Annotated in this window: 6 protein-coding genes and 2 pseudogenes; 1 reads left to right on the forward strand and 7 read right to left on the reverse strand. The window is 47.0% G+C overall.

Going from position 1 to position 5860, the window contains the following annotated elements; translation table 11 throughout:
* Positions 1–378 precede the first annotated feature (378 nt).
* From H6G00_RS24785 to H6G00_RS24805, 5 genes are all read right to left on the reverse strand, one after another.
* Positions 379–618, reverse strand: a complete 240-nt coding sequence (locus H6G00_RS24785; protein ID WP_190798794.1) for a hypothetical protein — start codon at positions 616–618, stop codon at positions 379–381.
* 286 nt (positions 619–904) lie between these two features.
* Positions 905–1315: a GFA family protein gene (locus H6G00_RS24790; RefSeq protein WP_190798795.1), complete on the reverse strand. Its 411-nt coding sequence runs from the start codon at positions 1313–1315 to the stop codon at positions 905–907.
* Between the two features lie 92 nt (positions 1316–1407).
* Positions 1408–2136: a DUF4336 domain-containing protein gene (locus H6G00_RS24795; RefSeq protein ID WP_190798796.1), complete on the reverse strand. Its 729-nt coding sequence runs from the start codon at positions 2134–2136 to the stop codon at positions 1408–1410.
* 279 nt (positions 2137–2415) lie between these two features.
* Positions 2416–3132: an SDR family oxidoreductase gene (locus H6G00_RS24800; protein WP_190798797.1), complete on the reverse strand. Its 717-nt coding sequence runs from the start codon at positions 3130–3132 to the stop codon at positions 2416–2418.
* Between the two features lie 84 nt (positions 3133–3216).
* Positions 3217–4755, reverse strand: coding sequence for an aldehyde dehydrogenase family protein (locus H6G00_RS24805; RefSeq protein WP_199318694.1), 1539 nt, complete (start codon positions 4753–4755; stop codon positions 3217–3219).
* A 96-nt stretch (positions 4756–4851) separates the two neighbouring features.
* On the opposite strand from H6G00_RS24805, the pseudogene H6G00_RS36810 reads away from it, so the two are divergent.
* Positions 4852–5154 (forward strand): annotated as a pseudogene (locus H6G00_RS36810) (helix-turn-helix domain-containing protein); the annotation flags it as partial.
* Between the two features lie 340 nt (positions 5155–5494).
* On the opposite strand, the gene H6G00_RS24815 reads toward H6G00_RS36810, so the two are convergent.
* Together H6G00_RS24815 and H6G00_RS24820 are read right to left on the reverse strand one after the other, a co-directional pair.
* Positions 5495–5683, reverse strand: coding sequence for a hypothetical protein (locus tag H6G00_RS24815; protein ID WP_190798799.1), 189 nt, complete (start codon positions 5681–5683; stop codon positions 5495–5497).
* A gap of 71 nt (positions 5684–5754) precedes the next feature.
* Positions 5755–5860, reverse strand: a pseudogene (locus tag H6G00_RS24820) (IS630 family transposase); the annotation flags it as partial.

The raw sequence follows: 5860 nt of genomic DNA on the forward strand, positions 1-5860 counted from the left end.
TGTAGCAGTTGGTCAAGCAGTTCAGGTTGAAAGGTCATGTGTTTCTATCTCTGGTTCAGTAGTTCATTAGATCTCAACTTCTGACCTTTGACACACTTCAATTTACAATCCCTTCGTGTCTCGAATTTTTGGACTTGTTGCTTAATTGAGTCCAGATTAAGCCATTTGTTCGTTCCCGATAGTTTTTGCGACAGAGCCCCTTTTGGCGGCTTGCGGGGTTTCCCCTTATCCCACCGTCGTGACGAATCACTCGGCAACCGCTACTGAGCGCGACCGCTTATCGATATCCCGCCCTACGTCAGCCTATCCTCTGGCTTTCCCAAAGGCATTTGCTTTTAAGGGCATCCTTCCCATCTGCTACATCCGGTTGGCACCTGCTCAGTGAACTGAGAGCAAGCAGAGGGTTACTTCGTTCCGGACCACCGTGGGTTGAGTCGTGAGGATGCTGCTTAATGCCGGGTTTAGTGGGAGTACATACGGGTCGCAACCGTAAACGCCTGCCCCAATATCCTTTGCCTTTTGGCTCCAGCCTATCAGCCTGATTTGGCTGGGTTGATCTGACGACAGTTCAGACACAGCTTCGCTTTCGCTATCCATCGATTCATGCTCGGCATCCACCGGATAAGGCTTCCAGTTTATTGCCTTTTCACCCCGCTTTACGGTTTGAGAACCAGTCGCTCCGTAGGGGTGATGCTGTTACTCCTTGCACCTGGAGAGAGGGTGTTGCACCCTCACGGTGATTCAGTTGTCGAGGTTCTATCCTCGACATCCGTCCCTGAGGACGATGCCTCATTTAGGATGAACGAATCGCACACGTTCCCAATCACCCGCCGTAGTTCACCTCTGCAACTCACCGATCACTTGACATTGTTCCGGTGCGTTGGGATGTTATACAGTGTGGCAACTACCACTCCATGTCTCCTTGATACTGTGGAAGCCCATCTGAAATTTCGTACCACGGTTGCTTGGATTTGACGTAAAGATGAAACTCAGGTTTCAACCAACTTGCATCGTCAAGGCTACAGGCTTTGATGCAAATATAAACTGGCTCGACTTCAAACTCGGTCAGGATTGGACATCCACATATGCGACAAAACTTCCGCGTTACGGCTTTTCCTGAATCGCCTATTACATCGTAGCCAACCAGATCTCCGTTGACTGTCATAGACTCCACCTTCACATATATCTCTGTTGCGAATGGTCCCCCTGTTTCCTTTTGGCAGTCAGTACAATGACAGTAAAATGTGTGGAGCGGAGCCTCACGACCCTCGAACCGAATTGCACCACATAAGCAACCACCTCGAAACAAGCTCATTCAAATCCCCCTTTGTATAACGCTGCCCATCACCCGCCGTAGACTACCTTAAACACTAACAGATGAACTTTCGATGTCGGTGTGCATGGGCGTTATGGGGAGACTGCGGCGTTTACTGATCGACCCAAAAATTGCTCATATCCTTGCTTGAACTTCTCTTTTCCATTCTGTTCAATGATACTTCCATGAGCCATAACGACTCGTTCAAAGTCCCAGTTCAAAACCTGCTCAACCGATTTTCTCACGCCCTCTTTGTCTATTGTTGCAATCCGCTCTAGCACTGATGGGCTCAGGCGTTTGTATCCTCCAAGCAATCTAGCCGCAAATTGTGTGAGCATTGGAAAGCTTTCATCAAAGTGAAAAGCAGTATCCGTCAAGATCAAAGTACGGCTTGCTGAATGAAAGAATACACATTCATTAAGTAAATCAAAACCGCTTAAACCAAGAACTCTGAACCCATCAAAGAATATAAATTCCAGTCCATTCCACAACTTATCTTCATCACTCTTGATAGTTTGGTCGACCGACAACTCTGGTTTTTTAACTTCTAAACCAGGTGCAGCCCAAAACGTCGCCTGTGGGTAAAGTGATTTGAAATTGGCTGTAAATAAGTAGTGATAAAGATTGGGAGCAATAATATGCTTGACGGTTCCAAGTTGACTGAGTTGACTCACAATTGCATCACTGGCTTGAATTGGCGAAATAACAACTAATTCGCGATTTGCTAGCCGAACGACTGTCATTCTTGTCCCAACACTAAGTCCGAGATACCGTAAAGGCTGTTCGGCAACCCAAATCTCTTCATCAATTTCTCTAAGCATCGCACAACTTCAAACGCTGAATTCAATTAGATTAACTCACTTTGTTGCTTACCCTTCACAGACTATTTCCAAACTGCTTCCCCATCGATCTCCTAAGCCGCATAACGGTGCCCATCACCCGCCGTAGGTAGCTTTTGAACTCCAGTAGATAACTTCTCAGTGGTCGGTGTGCGTGGGCTTTGTTGTGCGGAGATCGCGATCGCAGCTTATTTTCCTCCCGACATAAAGGTTTCTTTTAACTTCGCAATGGTAGTACAGTCTTTACCTGTCAAATTGATCCTACACAGGTTGATTAGCCGGAACTGCCAACATTTGAGGAATTAACATATGATCAGGCTGCTCGAGAACAAACCGAACACAACGAGCAATGTCTTCTGGGTGCAGAGCGCCACCCGAATTTATGTAGTTTTTATCTTCCAGGCTCCAGTGATCATATAAACTTGTAGCCACAGTACCAGGGGCAATCGCTGACACTTTGATACCTGTTCCTGCCAGTTCCATCCGCAAGGCATCGGTAAACGCCTCAATCGCGTATTTTGTGCCATTATATGCACCGTACTGAGGTGCAGTCTTCAGTCCAGCAATGCTAGACGTATTGATTAGAAATCCACTGCCCGCTTTTTTGAAGTGACGCAACGCAATGTATGCCAGTCGATAAACCGATTCCACATTGAGGCGCACCATTTGGCAAATCGCTTCAATATCCACTTCTTCAACCGAACCAACAGTCATCGCTCCGGCATTGTTGATGACTACATCCAGTTGCCCAAAGGCGGCGATCGCAAAATCCACCAGTTTTTGTGGAACATCAGGATCAGTAATTGCTGCTGCAAGCACTTGGGCGTTTTTGAGCGATGCAGCCAGTTGATTAAGCTTATCTTGCGACCGTGCCGTCAACACCAAATTCATTCCAGCAGCATCTAACTCCTGAGCGATCGCTTTACCGATGCCACTACTTGCTCCAGTGATAATTGCAGTTTTTCCGATAAGTTCCATACTTGAGTTCTCCAACGTAAATGTATTAGCTCAGATCAAAATCTTTAGAGGGATGATGTGTGAATCATCTCCAGCAGCGACAATCTATGACAAATCAACCCAAACCGTTTTAGTTTGCAAGTAAAACTCCAGCGCTTCCTGTCCATTCTCACGCCCATAGCCGCTCATCTTATAACCACCAAAAGGGCTAGATGGATCGAAACGTCCCCAAGTATTGACCCAAACCGTACCTGCCTTCAGAGAAGCCGCTGCCCGATGTGCTTTTTTGATGTCACGAGTATGCACTCCAGCAACGAGCCCATATTGGTTGCTGTTAGCAATGCGGATAGCATCTTCAAAATTGTCGAAGGGAATGACTGAAAGAATGGGACCAAACGTTTCTTCACGAGCGATCGTCATGTCGCTGTTGACATCTGCAAACACAGTCGGTTCCACAAAGTAGCCTCTACCTGTACCAATGTCTACGGCTTTGCCACCTGAAACCAATCGTGCCCCATCTTGTTTGCCGACTTCCATGTAGCGCAGCACGTTTTCGTACTCGCTTTTGTTGGCGATCGGTCCCATCTGGCTTCTAGGATCAAGCGGATCGCCTACTTTAGTTTGCTTTGCCCACTTTACTACACGCTCCAGCACTTCGTCATACACCGATCGCTCAATCAACATCCGCGATCCGGCATAGCAAATTTCACCCTTGTTGTAGAACATCCCATAGTAAGCAGTCTCTGCTGCTGCATCCAAATCAGCATCTGCAAAGATGATGTTGGCAGATTTACCGCCCAATTCCATTGTCAGGTGCTTTAAGGTATCGGCTGAATCTTTAATCACCCGAATTCCGCTTGCGGTTGAGCCTGTGATAGCAACTTTATGAACATCAGGATGAGTTGAGAGCGTGTGCCCAACCGTGCTTCCCGGACCCGGAACCACATTAAACACTCCATCAGGAACACCTGCTTCTTGCATAATTTCTGCCACTTTGAGAGCAGATAGCGGCGTAGACGAGGCAGGCTTGTGGACTATTGTATTGCCTGCGGCGAGGGCAGGAGCAAATTTGTGGATGGAGAGAATTAAGGGGAAGTTGAATGGTGTAATGGCAGCGATGACTCCCAAAGGCTCCCTCAGCGTGTAGGTATGCAATCCTTTAGTGGTTTGTTTGACTGATCCTTCAATTTTGCTTGCCCAGCCTGCGAAGTAGTGAAACACATTCGACAGATGGGGAATATCGATTGCCATACTGTCGGTAAATAACCGCCCCATTTCTTTTGCTTGCAAAAATGCCAGTTCTTCACCGTACTTCAGAAACAAGTCTCCGACTCGCCAGAGGATTTCACCCCGCTCATGACCGTTCATCTGCCCCCACCCCCCCTGTTCAAAAGCACGATGAGCGGAGGCGATCGCGGCTTCAGCATCCGCTTGTGTCCCTTCTGCAACTTGAGCTACAACCGCTTCGGTAGTTGGGTCAATCACCTCAAAGGTCTTGCCATTTGCAGCATCGCGCCACTCACCGTTGATGTAAAGCCGAGTCAAAGAAATTGGAAAATTAGGAAATTGGGATGTTGCTGTCATGCTATTGGATAGAGAAGTCGTACTGGGTAAAGGATTAGCTGGATCGATCCAGGTTTGCATGTGAATCTCCGGTAAGCTTTTCTAAAGGTGGCGAAAGTTACTTCAAAAGGTCATATCACAGGCATTCAATTATTACCAAACGGTCTCTAATGACTTATGAATCCCTCAAAGAAAAAGTACGGTTGTCCTGTGGAAGTCACAGTAGACGCGATCGGCGGTCGATGGAAGTCTGCAATCTTGTGGTGGTTACGACAAAGTGCTAAACGCCCAAATGAGCTGATGCTATTGATTCCAGGAATCACTCAAAAAGTTCTGACCAATCAACTACGCGAGTTGGAGGCGGATGGGTTGATCCATCGACAAGCCTATCGAGAAACCCCACCGAGAGTGGAATATTCTCTAACACCTGAAGGCGAAACTCTGCGACCACTCATTGAGATGATGGCGAATTGGGGTAAGGAGAAGTTACCTGAGTTTCAGTTTGGCATTGTCAGCTTAAAAGACATAAAGCTTTTACTAGTAGCAGATGAACCATATGCCCAGCGGTTGCGGATACAGCTTGGAATCATCTATGAAGCGACCGTGACCATCGCACCCGAGACACCCCTAGAGCAAATCAGACAATTTCAACCAGATGTTGTTCTAGTTGACCTGGATGCAGGTAGCGAGGACTTTGCTGTGCTAAATCGTCACATTCAACAACTGGAAGCAGAGTTAGCCAGGACAATATTCACGATCGCATTGGCAAATTCAGATCAACGAAAACAAGCGTTTTCTCAGGGGTTTCAAGTTGTTTTAATCAAACCTGTCGAGATGATAGAACTAGTAGCTGCGATCGCCAGCTTTGCTGGACGGCTGGGATAAGGGCATTTTGCAATTTCTTGTCTCCCTTCTGCCGCCTGCTCTCATAGTCGATGTAAAGCTGGGTCAGGGTAATTGGAAAATCGGGACGAGTCGATTTCTGCAATTCATTAAGTTGAGCAACCATGTTTTTTCCCTCAATTGAAAGTCATGAACTAAATCAATCCGTCACTTTAGCCATGAGCTAACAATATAGCTCTACGGGAGCACGTTAGGACAGGTTTTGAAAGCTGCATCTATACAATTGTGAAAACTCTCAAACTCACTCCATCGTTGTCGCATCCAGTTCTTGAGCACAAACCAC

Origin of the sequence: Leptolyngbya sp. FACHB-541 (assembly GCF_014695875.1) — a bacterium.
Taxonomy (GTDB): Bacteria; Cyanobacteriota; Cyanobacteriia; order Elainellales; family Elainellaceae; genus JAAUTN01.